Below are 16,144 nucleotides of genomic sequence, written 5' to 3' on the forward strand. Positions count from 1 at the left end.
GTCGAGCACCGCGCCCGGCGGATCGGCCTGATCGCCTCCGGCGGCAACATCGACACCCGGCGCTTCACCGAGATCGTCACCGCCTGACGCCCGCCCCGGAACATCCCTCCGGCGACTTTGCCATCTCTTTACAACCGGTCCGGCCGCTGCCTCGTCTCTCCGCTCGATCCGTAAGCAGCCCGCCGCGTCCACCGGGCGGGCGGACCGACGAAAAGAGCGATTCATGCGCCGAACTGTCTTCAGTGCCCTGGCACTCGCGGCCACCGCCGTACTCGCGGGCGCCGTCCCCGCGTTCGCCGACGGGGAGGCCCCGGCCCCCGTCACCGCGTCCACGACCGACCCCACCCCGGCCCCGGCCGCCCCCACCCAGGCCCCCACCCCCGACCAGGCCCCCACCCAGACCCCCACCCAGGCCGCCGCCCCCGAGCAGGCCCCCACCGAGGCCCCCACCCAGGCCAACGCGGCCGAGCCCGCGGCCGAGGCGCCGAGCGCCGCCCCTGAGCAGCCGGGCCAGGTCACCGTCGTGCCCAAGGGCGCGCCCGACACCGGTGCCGCGCCCGTGGCGGACTCCGGGATCGGCGGCGGGCTGATCGGCGGCGGCGCCGCCGCCGCGTTCGCCGTGGGCGGCGCGACCATCCTTCTCGTACGGCGCCGCCAGGCGACCGGAGCGTGACCTCGCTCTCCAGGCGCGCCTTCCTGACCACGGCGACCGCGTCGACGGCCGCACTGCTGGTGGGCTGCGGCGCCGGAGGTGACGGGACGGCGGCACGCGACACCGCCGCGCGCTCCGGCGGCACGCCGTCGCCGGCGCCCCCGTCCGCGCGTACGGCGCCGGACGGCGGGCGTACGGTGCCGGTCGGGCTGGAGATCCCGGCCATCGGCGTCGACACCGCGGTCATGACGCTGGGGCTGGCCCCGGACGGGACCGTGCAGACGCCCCCGATCTCCGCGAACGACCGGGCGGGCTGGTACCAGCACTCGCCGGTGCCGGGCCGGAAAGGCCCCTCGGTGATCCTCGGCCATGTCACGGTCGGCTCCTACGGGGCCGGGGTCTTCCACCAGCTGTCCCGGTTGCAGGAGGGGGACCGGATCGTGGCACGCCTGGAGAACGGCGAGCGGGCGACGTTCGCCGTCACCGCCGTACGGACGGTCGCCAAGGCCGACTTCCCGACGGAGGAGGTCTACGGGAACGTTGACCGGCCCGAACTGCGTCTCATCACCTGCGGCGGAGCCCTCACCAAGGACGGCTACCCCGACAACGTGATCGCCTTCGCCAGGCTGGCGTCCGCGTCCTCCTGACCCCCGCCCCAACCCCCGCCCCGTACGCGGCCCCGGGCCGGTGGAACCGTGATCCGCCGGCCCGGGGCCTCCCCCCTGCCTCCCCCCACGAGTGCCCTCACGACCATGGAGAGCGTTGAAACGGTCCCGCGAGAAAGCAGCGTCCGAGCTGTTCGCCGCGCTCTACCCGCGCCTCTCCGGCTGGTGCCGACGGCTGGTCGACGACGACGAGACGGCCCACGAGATCGCCTCGGAGGCGTTCACCCGGCTCTGGGCGCGCTGGACTTCCGTCGCGGAGCCCCAGGGCTTCCTCTACGTCACCGCCGCCAACCTCGTCAGGGACCACTGGCGCAAGCTGGAGCGTGAGCGCAGGGCCGTGCGCAGGGCCGGGGTCGAAGCCTCGATCCGCCCGCCGACCGAGCAGGACGACCCCTCGGTCCGGCTGCTCGTACAGTCACTGCCGGAACGGCTGCGCGTCCCGATCCTGCTGCACTACTACGCCGACATGCCGATCCGGGAGGTGTCCGTACTGACCGGGCGCAAGGAAGGAACCGTCAAGGCCGACCTCCACGCGGCCCGAGAACTGCTCCGCGCCCACCTGAGGAGAAGCGTTGATCACACACTCTGACGAGGATCCGGAGTTCGAGCCCGACGACCCGCTCGCCGTCATCCTGCGACCGTCCTCCGACCATCTGCGCCCGCCGCCCGGCCGTTACGAGGCGATCCGCCGCACCGCCGCCCGCCGCCGGCTGCTCCGTACCGCGGTCGGGGTCGGGGTGTCCTGCGCCGTCGTCACCCTCGTCGTGCTGCCGCTGCGTTACGCGGCGGAGATGGCGCCCACGACCCCGACGGCCCCGCTCGCCCCGCCGCCCGCGAGCAGCCCGCCCCCGCCGGCCCCCTCGGTCGCGCCCACCTCGCCGGCGTCGCCCAGTCCCGCCCCCACCTCGCAGCCCCGGTCCGACCGTCCGGTGCCGGAGGCCGACCCGGACGGGACCACCCCGGTCAACGGGCCGTCCCTCGCGCCGCCGACGGCGACACCGTCCTCGCAGTCGGCCGAGGGATCGGCACCCCCGACCACGGCCGGCCGGGTCAACCCCTCGCCGTCACCCGATTTTTAAGAGCTTCAAGCGCCGGTCGGGTCGCCGGGTGGCGGACTCGGCCACATGCGGGCGCGGCGGCCGGTGTCATGCCGCACCCCTGTGCCCTGCGGCCAGCGCCCGCTTGTCCGGCTTGCCGGCACCGGTGAGGGGCAGCGCGTCGTGGAACGTCACCACGGCCGGTACGTGCTTCGGGGTCAGCTCGGCGGCGACGTGGCCGATCAGCGTCCCGGAGTCGGCGGTGCCGCCCGGCCGCACCACGACGGAGGCGTGGATGTGCTCCACGCGGTCGTCGTCGACCACGCAGTACACCGCGGCCTGGGCGACCTCCGGATGGGTCAGCAGCGCGTTCTCCACATCCGTGGGACGGACCTTGATGCCGTTGGTCTTGATCACCTCGCCCATCCGGCCGTGCAGGCGCAGAAAGCCGTTCCCGCCGATGGAACCGAGGTCGCCGGTGTGCACCCAGCCGTCGCGGACGGTCACGGCGGTCAGCTCCGGTTCGCCCCAGTAACCGAGCATGGTGGACGGGCTCCGCACACACACCTCGCCGATCTCGCCGGGCGGGACGTCACGGTCGTCGTCCAGGTCGCGGATGCGTACCTCCGCGGCGGGACGCCCGGCGGTACGCAGGAGTTCCGGGTCCACGTGGTCCGGCGGGGTCAGGACGCTGATGGGGCTGGTCTCCGTGGTCCCGTAGATCTGGACCAGCACCGGGCCGAACACCTCGACCGCCTCGGCCAGTCGGGCGGGTGCCGCGGGGGAGCCGACGTAGGTGATGGCCCTGATGCTGGACCGGTCGGTCGTGGCGATGTCGGGGTGGTCGACCAGCATGTACAGCTGCGGCGGGGTGATCGTCAGCGTGGAGACGCGGTGCTGTTCCACGGCCCGCAGCACCGCGCCCGCCTCGAACCCGTCGTGCAGGACGACCGTTCCGCCGGAGGCGAGCGCGAGGTCGACGACGGAGCCGCTGGAGTTGCTCACCGGCAGGGTCGACAGGTACACGAGGGGTTCCGGGGACTGGAAGCCCACCTTGAGGCCCACCTGGAGGTAGAGGCTGCGGACGCGGTACGGCATCGTGACGGCCTTGGGGCTGCCGCTGGTACCGCTGGTGCAGATCACCACGGCCGGCTGTTCGGGGTCGGCCTCGACGGCGTCGAGGCCGAAGGCATCCGGGTCGCCCGACGAGAGGTCCAGGACATCGGGGCCGAGGGTGCCGAGCGCGGCGAGACGCGGTGGTTCTGGCAGCCGGTCGCACAGCTCGCGGGCCGCGTCGAGGTTCTCCTTGTCGACGGCGAGGAAGGTCGCCCCGGTCCTGCTGAGGATCGCCTGCCGGCCGGCGGCGGCCAGCTGATCGGTGGGATCCACCGCGTTCGTGGAGTGCAGGTGGACCAGGGTGGCCCCGGCCAGGTTGGCCGCGTAGCGGAAGATGATGGTCGCCGGGCTGTTGGTGACGGTCAGCACCGCCACCACCGGAACCTTGCCTTCCGTGCTCGGAGCTCCGTGTTCCGTGAAGTGCCGCCGCAGCCGTTCCGCCGCCGTGAGGACCGCCCGGGAGAACTGGCCCGCGGTGAACTCCTCGCCGTCCCGCCACAGGGCGATCCGGTCGGGTTCGGACGCCAGCGCCTCAAGCACCCGGCGGACGTAATTCTCGTGGGAAGACATCGGAACTCCATTCCGCCGGCCCGTTCAACGGTCGGTGCGGGATTACGTGATCGACGGAGCGCCATCCGCCAGATGCGGGTGCGCCCCTGAGGCGTGGCCGGTCCGGCTCGGCCGGTGGACGGGGAGGCCGGTGGACGGGTCGTCCCGTGGACGCGCAGGCCGGTGGGCGGGTGGGACAGGCCGACGGGCCGTCCGGTCAGGCCCGCTGGCGAGTGGGGCGCAGACGAATGTCGTCGAGGTGGACATGCGCCGGGCGCCCGATCACGTACCCGACGACGTCGGCGACGTCCTCCGGGACCAGCAGCGGCCCGTTCTCCTCGGCGACCGCCTCGAACCACGCCGCGTCGTATCCCGCGGCCTCCTGGAACCCGGAGCGTACGAACCCCGGTTCGATCAGGGTCACCCGGATGTTGTACGAGCACACCTCCTGCCGCAGTGCCTCCACCAGCGAGTGCACCGCGAACTTGGTCGAGCCGTAGACCGGATTCGCCGCCGACACCTGCCGGCCGACGGTCGAGCCGACGACCACGATGTCCCGCACCCGCGCGGCGCCGTCGGCCTCCGCACGCTTACGGAAATCGGCGCCGACCGAGCGGAGTTGGCGCAGCATGGCGAGGTAGTTGACTTCCACGAGTTGCTGCCACCGCTCCGGGTCGGAGCCCAGCACGGTGCCGGGCAGGCCCTGCCCGGCGGCGGCGACGAACACGTCGGCCGGTCCCCACTCCCGCTCGGCCGTGACCAGCAGTTCCTCGGTGTGGCCGGCCTGCGCGATGTCGCCGGCCAGCGGTACGACCAGGCCGGGCGCCGTACGCAGTTCTTCGGCCAGTTCCTTCAGTCGTTCGGCGCGCCGGCCGGCGGCCACCACGTGGGCGCCCTGATGGGCGAGGTGGTGGACGACGGCCCGCCCGATCCCTGACGAGGCCCCGGTCACGACTGCGATGCGTCGGTCTGTCATGTTGAGTCCCTGTGGTTCGTCGGTCGGCTGGCTCATGGAGAGGGCGGAACGGGCGGGCGCGGCAGCTCGCCCCGGTCGATCAGGCCGGTCAGCCAGGCGTGCAGCCAGGTACGGTCCGGCGCGGGGAACGACACGTCCAGGCGGGCGAGCAGACGACGGGTGCGACTGTGGTCGTAACGGACGTTGCGCTCCGGACGGCTCGCCCAGAAATGCGCCAGAGCGATCTGTTCGTCGCCGCCGGCCAGATGGTCCGCGAACAGCGGCGCGAAGTCGGCGGCCTCGTCGGGCTCCAGGACACACCTGAGCCCGCGCAGGGCGGCGAACAGGTCCGCGTAGGGCACCTCGTGGTGCGTGTCGACATGGAAGGTGCCGCCGGACACCCGTTCGCTCCGCGAGATCGCCAGGATGCCCTCAGCCACCACATCCACCGGGCTGAGTGCCACCGTCCGCGCGTCGACCCTGGGCACCCGGCCGATCCGTACCGCGGCGCGCAGGAGCTGGACCAGCCGGCTGTCACCGCCGTTGCGCTGGAAGCGGCCGGTGACCGAGTGGCCGGTGACGTTGCCGGACCGGTAGACGAAACCCGCGCCGCCGGCCGCGGCGAACTCGTGGACGATCCGCTCCGCGTCGTACTTGCTGCGCTCGTACTCGTTGAGGAAGCTCTGGCCGATGGTGAGGCTCTCCTCGGAGAAGACCGCCGGTTCGCCCTCCGGCCCGGTACCGCAGACCGCGAGGGTGGACACGTAGTGCAGGTCCTTCGGCCGGCCGGTGGAGGCGAGAGCGACGACCGCGCGCACCGGTTCGGTGTTGAGACGGGTGAAGCTCTCGCGGTCGCCGAACAAACGGGTGTCGGCGGCCAGGTGGTAGACGGCCTCGACCTCGCGGACCAGTCGTTCGTACTCCTGGTCGGACAGGCCGAACGCGGGCTCGGCGAGGTCACCGGCCAGCACGGTGAGCCGGTCGGCGTAACGGTCGAAGTCGACCTCGGGCAGGTACCAGGCGAGCGTCTCGCGCAGCCGCTCGGCGGCCGGGCGGCCGTCGCGGTCGCGGACCAGGCAGTGGATCGTGCCGCTGGTACGGGTGAGCAGCAGGTGCAGGAGATGGGCACCGATGAAGCCGGTGGCGCCGGTGAGGAGCACGGTGCCGTACTCCCGCACGCCGGTCCGTCCGAGGCCGCCGCCGGCCGACGGCTCGAAGCGCAGTGTGCGGGGGACCTGGACGAGCAGCCCCGTGGAGGAGCAGGGCTCCACCACGAACTGCCCCTCCTCCGGAGGAAGTCCGGCCGCCTCCAGCAGATGCGCCCGGGTGTCGCGTGCCAGGTCGGCCAACCGCCCGGAGTCGTGCGGGCGTGAGGGGTAGGACAGGTCGGCGACCAACTGGCCGTCGTACAGGCGCGCGGTGAGCTTGAGGGCGTGACCGCGGTCGTTCTCCGGTCCGCGGACGGGGCCGAGCCGGTGCCGTGAGGGCGACAGCCGCAGTTCGTCGTCCTGAGGGAAGGCAAGCGTGCCCAGGTAGTTGAAGCACACGTCGGTGCGCCGCGGCCGGCCGTGGAGCCCGTAGGCGATGCCGAGTCGGGGCACGTCCGTCAGCGCGACCTCGGCGGCCTTGACCGTAGCCGTCATGTCGTCGGCGACGGCGGCGATGCCGACCGGAAAGGTGGAGGTGAACCAGCCCACCACGCGGGAGACGTCCAGGGCCTCGTCCAGGGGGAGCCGTCCATGGCTCTCGACATCCACCACGACCTCGTCGGTGCCACGCGCGGTGGCCAGCGCTTGGGCGAAGGCGCCGAGCAGGACGGCATGAGGGGGCAGCCTGGTGCGATGCAGCGCGTCGGTCTGGGCGCGGGAGAGGCGGAACCAGACCGTCTCGGCGTCGCCCTCGCGGTTGCCGCCGGGGGCGTCGGAGGCCGGAGCCGAGGTGGCGATGTCGGCCCAGTGCACCAGGTCGTCGGCGAGGACGGGGGCCTGGCCGCGCAGGTGGGTCGCCCAGTCGCCGAAGTCGGTGGGTGCGGGAGCGAGGGACGGGGTTCCGCCGCGCAGCCGTTCGGCGTAGCAGTGGGCCAGGTCGCCGGTGACGATGCGCCAGGAGACGGCGTCGACGCACAGGTGGTGGGCCACCAGCAACAGGTGGCTCCGTTCCGTGCCGAGGAACAGGTGGGCCTGGAACAGGGTGCCGTCCTCGACCCGGATCCTCTGCTGGCAGGCGGCGGCGGTCTCCTCGATGTGCCGTTCGGCCGCCGCGGCGGCGTCCGGCAGGGTGGAGCCGGTGAAGGGAGCGCCGGGCTCGGTGAGCACGCGGCGGACACCGCTCGGCCCGGGGCGGAAGGCGGTACGGAGCAACGGGTGCAGGCGTATCACGTCGGCCACCGCGGCGGCCATGATCTCCGGCCGGACGGGCGGGTCGGCGTCCAGCAGCACCGCCTGGTTCCACTGGTCGGGCTGGGCGAAGTGCTGCCGGAAGAACCAGTCCTGGGCGGGTGACAGCGCGGTGTCCTCGGCCTGGAACGCGACCACCGGCCGGTCCGTGGTCGCGGGTCCCCCGCCCGCGGCGCCCGCCCGTAGCCGGGTGGCCAGGGCGGCTGCTGTGGGTTCGGCCAGAAACGCGGCGGCGGATACCCGGTGGCCGCGGGACTGCAGGTCCGCGATCACCTGGATGGCGTCGATGGAGTTCCCGCCGACCGACGAGAAGTCGTCGTACGGGGTGAAGTCGTCGTGACCGAGCTGGCGCCGCCAGGCCGTCAGCACCTCGTCGAGCAGCGGATCCTGTGCGGAAGGTGCGCTCCGGCGCTCGCCGGGGCTCTCCTCGGCCAGCCGGCGCAGCGCCGCGAGGTCGGTCTTGCCGTTGCCGGTCCGCGGGAAGACGTCGAGCACATCGATCCGGTCCGGGACCATGTACGGAGGCAACACGTCCCGGGCCCGGGCCCGGAGCGAGCCCGATCGCTCCCGGGCACCCGGTGCGCTGACCACGGCGACCAGTCGGCCCTGCTCTCCGGGGAGCAGCATCGCGAGGGCGTCGGTGACGCCGGGCACCCCTCGCAACGCGGCTTCGACGTGGCCGAGTTCGACGCGGTGGCCGCGCACCTTGACCTGCCGGTCGCCGCGGCCGAGGAACTCCAGCACACCGTGGGGGTCGGCGCGGACCCGGTCGCCGGTGCGATAGGCCACGCCGAGACCGGGATACCGCGCGGCCACTTCCTCGGTGAACGCCACCGCGGTGGCCTCCGGGTCGCCGCGGTAGCCGCGTGCGACCGAAGGGCCCACGACGTACAGCTCGCCGGTCGCGTCCCGCTCCTGGAAGGCTCCGTCCGGCGTGCGGACGAAGAGCCGGTTCGCGCCGAGCGGGCGGCCGATCGGCACCGACGCCGCGTCGCCCAGGGCGTCGAGGTCGGTCTCGGAGGTGAGGAGGTGGACGGAGACGCCGACCGTCGTCTCGGTGGGGCCGTAGTGGTTGACCAGTGTGGCGGTGATGCCGGAGGCGATGACTCTGCGGGCCAGCGGCAGGGGCAGGAGCTCACCGCCGAGCAGCAGATGCCGGAGCCTCGGCCGGGTGGCGCCGTCGAGCCCGTAGGCCTGGAACAGGACGCTCCAGTGCGAGGGCGTGGTCTTGAGGACGTCGATCCCCTCGGCACGCAGATGGCGGAGCAGACCCGCGGGGTCGCGCCGTGTGGCGTCGTCCACCAGATGCAGGGTGCCGCCGGTCCACAGGGCGAGGAAGACGCAGGTGTTGCCGAGGTCGGCGGCGAGCGTGGTGACGTGGGCGTACTGGAGCGGCTCGGTGATGCCGAGCCGCTCCAGCAGAGACTCGGTGTAGTGCCTGATGTTGGCGTGCGAGACCATGACGCCCTTGGGCACCCCGGTGGAGCCGGAAGTGTGCAGCACGTACGCGGTGTCCTGCGCCGCGGGCGTGGTCACGCCCTCCTCGGGGGGCTCCCCGGAGTCCCCGGGGATGTTCTCGTGGACGTCGATCACGTCGAGCCCATGCCGACGTAGTTCGTCGAGGTACGGTGCCGCGCCGAGCACCACGTCGGGGCGGGCCGCGGCGAGACGGCCCGCCCCCTCGGAGACCGGATCGGTCACGTCGACCACGGTGTAGGCCGCACCGGCGGAGAGCGCGGCCAGGAGCGCGGCGACCGTCGCGGGCGTACGGTCCAGGTACACGCCGACGAGGTGCCCGCGGCCGACGCCTCGGTGGCGCAGACGGCGGGCCAGTCGCGAGACCCGGACGTCGAGCTGTGCGTAGGTCAGACGATCCTGACCCACGGCGACAGCCGTGCGGTTCGGGTGGGCCCTCGCGTGCGCTTGGACCTGAGCCGGGAGCATCTGCTGTCGTCCTCCGGGTGTCGACTCGTGGCCGGGCGGCGGGTGGTGACGCGTCAGCTCCAGAACAGGAGCGGTTCCTGCGGGCCCTTGGTGACGATGAAGGCGCTGGCCCCGACCCGGTGCTGGTCCTTGGCCGGCGTCACCGCGTGCAGCTGACGGGGGCTGATGAGAATGAGGTCCCCGGCTTCCGGGTGGATCTGGAGCACCGGCTTCTCGATGGTGTCCGGATCCAGGCCCTCGACCTCCAGGATCCGCTCCGTCTCCTCCGCAGTGGGCTCACGCAACCAGAGCTGGAGATCGCCGCCCTCATCGGCCGACTGCAAGTAGATGTTGGCGACGAGCTGGTTGAGCACGCCCTCGATCTCGGGGGCGTCGGTCTCCTGATCGATCGCGTCGCTGTGCGGCCAGAACTCCGAGGTGTTCGGCTGGAAGACGCGGAGGGCACCGACGAAGCAGGTCCGGTCCCGCAGGCGCAGCAGGTTGGCGCCGGCCGGCCACAGTTCTTGCAGCTCCAGTCGGATGCGGTCCACCGGCGCTATGTAGGGATGGAAGATCGAGCGGACGTCTTCGATCGCCGGGAGCGCCTGCTCGTGGTACTTGTCCGTCAGTTCCTTGTCCCATTTGGTATCGATGTGAGGCATGTAGACACGACCGACACTGCTGGTGTGCTGCTTGTGGTAATGACCGAGTTCCTGGTGATTGACTGCTTTTTTGGCGGCCTCGGCCGCGATCTCGGCCGGGTAATAGCCGCGCACGTGAATCGCGGCGATCTCCCGATTGGCCAGCTGGAGCAGCGTATCTGTGGTGAGTTCGTTCGCGACCGTGCTTGTCGCGGACCGTACGACGGCGTCGGGCAGGGTGGTCACGGATGACTTCCTCTCGATGGATGGCACAGGACCGGCGCGAAGGGGTCACCGTGCTGGGAACTCGATTTCGCGCCCATCCGGATCGGCATGAATGGCGAGACAGCCCGGATCAGAAAGAACGGAATAAGCCGGCCGCAACACGGTCGGTCGGAGATCAGCGAGCTGAGACCCTTGTTCCCGGCCGGTCACTCCCGGCATCGAGCAAGCCAGGTGACGCTCCACCGGCCGTCCAGGGAATCCGCTCCGGGGGCGTACATCTCAAGGTGATCGCCAACCCATTGCCCATGCGCTGCGCGTCTGATTTCTCCGCGATCACTCGACGGTGAACAGGCTCATAGCGTTCTGTGGCCCGCCGCGGGCGGTTTTCCAGGAGTGATGGGGGTGGGCCCAGGGGCCGCGGGACACCACACAGAAACCTGCTGCTGAGCAACGGGCAACACCGTGGATCGCGCCACCCTCGGCGACAGGAGTGCCTGGGAACCAGCAGGCGAGGCGACGTGTGCACTCATCGCGCTTCCACACCGGCCGCGATGGTGGAACACATGCCGTTCGCGAATTGAACCACCAAGCTCTCGCCAATACGGTGAACATGCCGCACGCATGCCCTCACACCTCTTCACCCCTTGTTCCACTTCCGCGTGGCCATGCAGTGACATCTCGATGAATAGAGGATTACGCAAGAACTCACCATCACCCGACATCACCACTGGTCACCGGTCCACTGCTCCTGACTTTCACATAACCCGGAATCCGCGCTACCAGATTTGAGTCTGGGTGATCTTTCCCAGCTGTGTCAACGATGCAGCAATCGGAACCAGGGGAAGCCGCTGGGAACGATGCATTTTGAGCCCTACGGCCCGGATCGCCGGCAGATGCGAGAGCTGATTGAGCGCCGGTTGTCAATGATGATCAAAGGTTTTCCCCGGCTTGGGCGGTTTGAGCTTCATGTAACTCCCCATCCCGGATTCACCTCATTGGCCATAAGTAGGCGCCGTCCCGTAAATGATCTACGGCGTGCCGGTTGACCAGCGTCGCTGCCCCTCATCCGACCGGCCCGAGGTCGCACAGGCGGGCGATGCCGAGCATGTCGTGGTGGCCGCCGTCGCCTTTCAGACGGCAGTCGCGGAGGAATTTCCAGCCGCTCGACGCGGGCACCGAACGGGCCCACCCGCCGCATTGTTCGGGCACCGTCCCAGCCCGATCGGTCGTGCTCCGCTTATGGAGTCTGGCTTGAATGAGTCGCCTGCCCGGCGCTTCGCGGGCCGCCCACGCCCGCTTCCTTTTCGAGGACGAGAACGCTCACTCAAACAGTTTCCAGAGCCCGGGGAGGTTCAGAAGTCCTGAGGTTCAGAAGTCCTGAGGTTCAGAAGTCCTGAGCAACTTCAGGAGCCCTGGCGGACTTCAGGAGTCCGGGGAGGTGCGCAACCGCTCCATCTCCCGGCGGTCCCGCTTCGTCGGACGTCCCGTGCCCCGGTCCCGCACCGGGACCGACGGGGTCAGCTCGCGCGGCGGGGGCGGCGGGCTGTTGTCGACGTAGCATTCGGCCGCCACCGGGGGGCCGACCCGTTTCCGTACCGTACGGGAGACCACGACCACCCGGTCGCGGCCCGCGTGCCGCAGGCGGAGCTCGTCGCCCTGCTTCAGGGTGTACGCGGGTTTGACGCGTTCCCCGTTGACGCGGACATGGCCCGCGCGGCAGGCCGCGGCCGCCTGGGAACGGGTCTTGGTGAGCCGTACGGACCAGATCCAGGTGTCGACCCGGGCCGTTCCCTCGCCCGGCGCCGACACCGGTGCCGCGCCCGCGCTCGTACCGGAAGCCTCAGAAGCCATACGTCGAGGGTAGCCGGGCCGGGCACGCGGAAGGGGTGGCGCCGGTCCGAGCGGCGCCACCCCTGGTCATGCCCGTCGCGCGACTACGCGCCCGGCGTCACACGCCGATGTCACGGCCGTCGTTGCGCCAGACCGAGATCACCGACGGGCGGACGATCTTGCCGGGGCCGTCGGGCCAGGCGCTCGCCGGCTTCTCGACCGACGCGCCGTCGACCTCGCCCGGGTGCTGGACCGCGACCAGGACCCGGCGGTCCTGGATGATCGGGCCGCAGGTCTCGGCGCCGTTCGGCATCGTCAGGAACTGCTTCAGCTCACCGCGCCGCTCGCCCTGCGTCGCGACGCCGAACAGCCCGTCGTGGTTGCCGAGCGCGTTGCCGTCCGTCGAGATCCACAGGTTGCCGTGCGGGTCGAAGGCGACGTTGTCCGGGCAGGAGATCGGGGAGACCTTGTCCTTCGGGAAGCCCGCGAAGTACGTGGCCGGGTCCTTCGGGTCGCCCGCGACCAGGAAGAGCCGCCAGGCGAAGCCGTCGCCCGCCGGGTCGTCCCAGTTCTCCGCCAGCTCCAGGATGTGCCCGTGCTTGTTGGCGTTGCGCGGGTTGGCCTCGTCGGGGCCCGCCTTGCCGGCCTTGCCGCGGTCGGTGTTGTTCGTCAGCGCGACATAGACGCGGCCGGTGCGCGGGGACGGCTCGACGTCCTCGGGACGGTCCATCTTCGTGGCGCCGACCTTGTCGCCCGCGAGGCGCGTGAAGACGTACACCTCGTCGGCGGACATGCCCGGGACGTGCGACACCTCGCCGGTGGCCAGCGGGATCCACACGCCGGAACCGTCGAACTCGCCGTCGTTCGGCAGCTTGCCCGAGCCGTCGATGTCGCCCGCCGGGCTGTCACCCGTCAGCTTCGCGACGTACAGCGTGCCCTCGTCGAGCAGCGTGAGGTTGTGCTCGTGGGCGGCGCGCCCGCCGCCCTTCTTCATCTTCTTCGACGAGACGAACTTGTAGAGGTAGTCGAAGCGCTCGTCGTCGCCCATGTAGACGACGGGCCGGCCGTCGGCGGTCAGGCGCGGCTGCGCGGCCTCGTGCTTGAAGCGGCCGAGAGCGGTGCGCTTACGGGGCGTCGAGTCCGGGTCGTACGGGTCCAGCTCGACGACCCAGCCGAAGCGGTGCGCCTCGTTGGGCTCCTGCTTGAGGTCGAAGCGCTTGTCGAACAGCTCCCACTTGCGCTCGGTCGCGCCGGTACCGATGCCGTACCGCAGGTCGGTCGGGCTGGAACCGTTGGCGAAGTACTGGTTGAAGTTCTCCTCGCCGTGCAGCGTGGTGCCCCACGGGGTGGTCCCACCCGCGCAGTTGTTGAGCGTGCCGTACACCTTGCTGCCCGTACGGTCCGCGGAGGTACGCAGCAGATCGCTGCCCGCGGCCGGACCGGTGAGGCGGAACTCGCTCTTCACGGTGAGGCGGCGGTTGAGCTGGTGGCGGGTGACGGCGGTGAGCTTGCCGCTCTTGCGGTCCTCCTCGACCACGACGACGGAGAGTCCGTGCGCCGCCCAGGCGATCTCGACCTGCTCACGGGTCGGCTTGGCCGGGTCGTACCCCTTGAACATCAGGATCTCGTCCGTGTACTCGTGGTTGGCCACGAGGAGCTGCCGTCCCTGCTCGCTCTTCCCCGTCATGGGCAGCAGGCTCAGGAAGTCGTTGTTGTAGCCGAACTGGCCGGCCTGGGCCTTCGCCGTCTGCTTGTCCGGGTTGAAGGCCGGCGCGCCGCGCAGGATCGGGTCGCCCCAGCGGATGACGACGTTCTGGCTGTGGCCGGCGGGGATCGTCACCTTGTCGGCGGTGTTGGGCGCCACCGGTTCGAAGCGCAGGCCGCGGGCGCCGTCGGTCGTGGCGGAACCGCCACTCGCACCGGCGTTGCCGTGGCCGTCGCCGACGACGGGGGCGGCGGAAGCGGTGGAACCACCGGGACCACCGAGGGCGAACGCGCTGCCCGCGGCGCCCGCGACCGTGACGACAGCGGCGGCCCGCATCATCGAACGCCTCGACAGGGCACCGGCGATGACATCACCGACGTACTCGTTGTCGCTCTTGTTGGGCACCTCGTGGAAGCAGGCGTCACCACAGCGGTAACGGCAGGTCAGGGCGGAACGGCCGCCGGGATGCGGGGAAGAGGGGGAGCTGAGCAGCGGGAGCAGTTTGCGCACGATCGCCTCCGGTGGTGGTTCGGCGCGCACCGCGCCGACAGGGTGTCGGGATGTCTCGGCGGTGACGCTAAGCGCAGGCCCCAGCAGGGCGGCAGCCGGAAGGTGAACGGCGCGTGAATCCGAATCGACCGAGTGGTCCGGGGAGAGTAATGCCCGGCACGCCCGCAAACGCGAGGCAACGGGGCAGTCACGCCGATACCCTTCTGCCCGTTACGTAAACCGCCCCTGCCGTAGATCGCCGGGGACGGCCGCTAACCTTACGTATCCGCCCTGGCCAGGGATGCGCGTTTCCCCGGCGGCGGACACCGCACCCACCTCATCTGAAAGGCTCGCCCATGGGCATTCGGAGCTTGCTGCGCAAGGTGTTCGGACGCGACCGTGCGGAGGAGCGCAACGGGTCGGCGACGGCGTCGGACGCGACGCCGGACGTGGCGACCGGCTCGGCCCCGGACGCGGACGCGTCCACCACCTCGGGCTCAGCCGACACATCTACCTCTGCCTCTGCGTCTACCTCGGACTCCGCTCCCGCGTCTTCCTCGGACTCCGCCGGCTCCGGCTCGGCGCCGGCGTCCGTCTCCGTACCGTCCCAGGCGGACCGTACGGACCGTACGGAGAAGTCGGCCCCCGCGCGGAAGTCGCCCGCGACGGCGAACGCCGGGACCGGAGCGGGCGTCGGTGCCGGGGCCGCGGACCTGGTGGCCGCGGCGTTCGACAACGCCCGCCCGAGCGAGCCGGAGCGCAGCGTGCCGTCACAGGCATCGCGTACGCGGGCGGCCGACGAGCCGCTGACGACCACTCCGGAAACCCCGGCCGCTTCGGCGACCCCGGTGGCCCCGGCCGTTCCGACGGTCCCGACGGTCCCGGCGCAGGCGTCGGCCGAGCCGGAGCCGAAGACCGAGGCCAAGCCCGAGCCGAAGCCGGAGCCGGAGGCGAAGGCCGAGCCCGAAGCGGTAGTTGAGCCCGAGCCGGTCGTCACGCCCGAGCCGGAAGCCGTCACGGAGCCCGAGCCCGAGCCGGTCGTCGCGCCCACGCCCGAAGCCGTGACCGAGCCCACGCCCGAGGCCGCCGTAACTCCCGCGCCCGAGGCCGAGGCCGAGGCCGAGGCCGAAGCCGGCGTTCAGGCAGATCCGGAGCCTGGGACCGCGCCCGAGACCACGCCCGAGGCCGAGCCCGCCGGAACCCCCGCGCCCGTTTCCACCACCGCCGGTCGCCCCGCCGTCTCCCTGGCGCGCGTCAAGTCCCGCGCCCCCGGCCTGGCCGACCACTACAAGGCCGCCGGTGCCGCGCTCAAGAAGTACGAGCTCACCGGCCGGCGCGCCACCGTCTATCTCGTCCTCGACCGCTCCGGTTCCATGCGGCCGTACTTCAAGGACGGCAGCGCCCAGCACCTCGGTGAGCAGGCGCTCGCGCTCTCCGCGCATCTGGACGAGGGCGCGGCCGTCCCCGTCGTGTTCTTCTCGACCGAGATCGACGGGACCGGGGAGATCGAGCTCTCCGCGTACGAGGGGAAGGTCGACGAACTGAACGGCTCCCTCGGCCGCATGGGGCGTACGAACTACCACCGCGCCGTCGAGGAGGTCGTCGCCCACCACGAGAGGTCCGGGAACGGCGGGCCCGCGCTGGTGATCTTCCAGACGGACGGCGCGCCCAGCGTCGTACGCGCCGCCGAGCAGGCGTTCGCCGAGGCCGCCGGGCTGCCGATCTTCTGGCAGTTCGTGGCGTTCGGCGAGGAGGACTCCAAGGCCTTCGACTTCGCGCGGAAGCTCGGTACGGACGAGGCCACCGCCAACGTCGGCTTCTTCCACGCGGGCCCGGCCCCGCGCGACGTGCCCGCCGCCGCGTTCTACCGCGGACTGCTCGCCGCCTGGCGCCCCGACGCCACCCAGGAGCAGGACCTCCCGGCGTAGCAGGACCTCGGCGTAGCAGGACCTCCCGGCCGG

11 protein-coding genes and 1 pseudogene are annotated in these 16,144 nt (G+C 71.5%); 5 read left to right on the forward strand and 7 right to left on the reverse strand.

What is annotated here, in order from left to right:
* The first annotated feature begins 223 nt into the window (after positions 1–223).
* From ACFXPL_RS25775 to ACFXPL_RS25790, 4 genes are all read left to right on the forward strand, one after another.
* Positions 224–673 carry a sortase-dependent protein gene (locus tag ACFXPL_RS25775; protein ID WP_384923920.1) on the forward strand — a complete coding sequence of 150 codons (450 nt, stop codon included), beginning with the start codon at positions 224–226 and terminating at the stop codon, positions 671–673.
* The gene (locus ACFXPL_RS25780) at positions 670–1,299 is read left to right on the forward strand and encodes a class F sortase (RefSeq protein WP_384923922.1); all 630 of its coding nucleotides are present in this window, start codon (positions 670–672) and stop codon (positions 1,297–1,299) included. Before ACFXPL_RS25775 ends, ACFXPL_RS25780 begins: the two co-directional genes overlap by 4 nt.
* Before the next feature lie 115 nt (positions 1,300–1,414).
* Positions 1,415–1,906 carry an RNA polymerase sigma factor gene (locus tag ACFXPL_RS25785; RefSeq protein ID WP_384923924.1) on the forward strand — a complete coding sequence of 164 codons (492 nt, stop codon included), beginning with the start codon at positions 1,415–1,417 and terminating at the stop codon, positions 1,904–1,906.
* A complete protein-coding gene (locus ACFXPL_RS25790; RefSeq protein ID WP_384923926.1) occupies positions 1,890–2,396 on the forward strand; it encodes a hypothetical protein in 507 nt (168 codons plus the stop codon). Before ACFXPL_RS25785 ends, ACFXPL_RS25790 begins: the two co-directional genes overlap by 17 nt.
* Positions 2,397–2,462: 66 nt before the next feature.
* On the opposite strand, the gene ACFXPL_RS25795 is transcribed toward ACFXPL_RS25790, so the two are convergent.
* The 7 genes and pseudogenes from ACFXPL_RS25795 to ACFXPL_RS25825 form a co-directional block, all read right to left on the reverse strand.
* The gene (locus ACFXPL_RS25795; protein WP_384923928.1) at positions 2,463–4,040 is read right to left on the reverse strand and encodes a class I adenylate-forming enzyme family protein; all 1,578 of its coding nucleotides are present in this window, start codon (positions 4,038–4,040) and stop codon (positions 2,463–2,465) included.
* Between the two features lie 196 nt (positions 4,041–4,236).
* The gene (locus ACFXPL_RS25800) at positions 4,237–4,995 is read right to left on the reverse strand and encodes an SDR family oxidoreductase (RefSeq protein ID WP_384923930.1); all 759 of its coding nucleotides are present in this window, start codon (positions 4,993–4,995) and stop codon (positions 4,237–4,239) included.
* A 32-nt stretch (positions 4,996–5,027) separates the two neighbouring features.
* On the reverse strand, positions 5,028–9,314 hold the full coding sequence (locus ACFXPL_RS25805) for an amino acid adenylation domain-containing protein (RefSeq protein WP_384923932.1): 4,287 nt from the start codon (positions 9,312–9,314) through the stop codon (positions 5,028–5,030).
* Between the two features lie 53 nt (positions 9,315–9,367).
* Positions 9,368–10,180: a 2OG-Fe(II) oxygenase gene (locus ACFXPL_RS25810; protein ID WP_384923934.1), complete on the reverse strand. Its 813-nt coding sequence runs from the start codon at positions 10,178–10,180 to the stop codon at positions 9,368–9,370.
* A gap of 1,041 nt (positions 10,181–11,221) precedes the next feature.
* Positions 11,222–11,317: pseudogene (locus ACFXPL_RS25815) on the reverse strand (IS5/IS1182 family transposase); the annotation flags it as partial.
* 264 nt (positions 11,318–11,581) lie between these two features.
* Complete coding sequence (locus ACFXPL_RS25820; protein WP_384923936.1) at positions 11,582–12,010, reverse strand: RNA-binding S4 domain-containing protein; 429 nt, start codon at positions 12,008–12,010, stop codon at positions 11,582–11,584.
* 97 nt (positions 12,011–12,107) lie between these two features.
* Positions 12,108–14,204, reverse strand: coding sequence for a PhoX family protein (locus ACFXPL_RS25825; RefSeq protein ID WP_384923938.1), 2,097 nt, complete (start codon positions 14,202–14,204; stop codon positions 12,108–12,110).
* Positions 14,205–14,539: 335 nt separating this feature from the next.
* On the opposite strand from ACFXPL_RS25825, the gene ACFXPL_RS25830 reads away from it, so the two are divergent.
* The gene (locus ACFXPL_RS25830; protein WP_384923940.1) at positions 14,540–16,111 is read left to right on the forward strand and encodes a VWA domain-containing protein; all 1,572 of its coding nucleotides are present in this window, start codon (positions 14,540–14,542) and stop codon (positions 16,109–16,111) included.
* The last annotated feature ends 33 nt before the right edge of the window (positions 16,112–16,144 follow it).

Source organism: Streptomyces sp. NPDC059092 (assembly GCF_042756365.1).
GTDB lineage: Bacteria > Actinomycetota > Actinomycetes > Streptomycetales > Streptomycetaceae > Streptomyces.

What these genes read in the sequence shown, in the direction of transcription:
- ACFXPL_RS25775 (WP_384923920.1), top strand. Translation starts at nt 224, where the DNA reads ATGCGCCGAACTGTCTTCAGTGCCCTGGCACTCGCGGCCACCGCCGTA.
- ACFXPL_RS25795 (WP_384923928.1), bottom strand. Translation starts at nt 4,040, where the DNA reads ATGTCTTCCCACGAGAATTACGTCCGCCGGGTGCTTGAGGCGCTGGCG.
- ACFXPL_RS25800 (WP_384923930.1), bottom strand. Translation starts at nt 4,995, where the DNA reads ATGACAGACCGACGCATCGCAGTCGTGACCGGGGCCTCGTCAGGGATC.
- ACFXPL_RS25805 (WP_384923932.1), bottom strand. Translation starts at nt 9,314, where the DNA reads ATGCTCCCGGCTCAGGTCCAAGCGCACGCGAGGGCCCACCCGAACCGC.
- ACFXPL_RS25820 (WP_384923936.1), bottom strand. Translation starts at nt 12,010, where the DNA reads ATGGCTTCTGAGGCTTCCGGTACGAGCGCGGGCGCGGCACCGGTGTCG.
- ACFXPL_RS25830 (WP_384923940.1), top strand. Translation starts at nt 14,540, where the DNA reads ATGGGCATTCGGAGCTTGCTGCGCAAGGTGTTCGGACGCGACCGTGCG.